The sequence below is a fragment of the Staphylococcus sp. EG-SA-2 genome (assembly GCF_017152085.1).
The window spans coordinates 1-568 of sequence record NZ_JACYHC010000055.1; the positions used below are offsets into that span (position 1 = coordinate 1).

The window sequence follows — 568 nt, forward strand, 5'->3', positions numbered from 1 at the left end:
TATAAAGATTTTTTAACTCAATGGAAGTTATATATTATAAGTGCTGTTGTTTTAATTATGGTATTAATTGGTTTTATATTCTGGAGACAAGATGATTATACTTCAAGAAATTTTGAAAATAAAGATAATGCTCTGAAACAAAGCACTAGTGAAAATAGTAGTTTGTCCAAAGTAGAAGATGTCCAGGTCAAAGATGGAGATAATTCCAAAAATAAGGGTCCTGTATATGTCGATGTAAAAGGTGCTGTTAAACATCCTAATGTTTATAAAATGACATCTAAGGATAGAGTAGTTGATTTACTTGATAAAGCACAATTATTGGAGGATGCAGATGTAAGTCAAATTAATTTGTCTGAAAAATTAACAGATCAAAAAATGATTTTCATACCTCATAAAGGACAAAAGAATGTTGAACCACAAATTGGAGTAAACAGTGTGCATGTAAAAAATGGGAACACAAATAATACTAAAGTAAATTTAAATACCGCATCTGTATCAGAATTGATGTCTGTTCCTGGAGTAGGGCAAGCTAAAGCTAATGCAATTGTTGAATATCGCAACCAACAAG

General features: G+C 30.3%; 1 protein-coding gene. It reads left to right on the forward strand.

Features of this window, described 5'->3' with window-relative positions; translation table 11 throughout:
• Positions 1–568, forward strand: a 568-nt coding sequence (locus IDG60_RS00450; RefSeq protein ID WP_206160353.1) for a ComEA family DNA-binding protein, incomplete at both ends; no start/stop codon positions are given.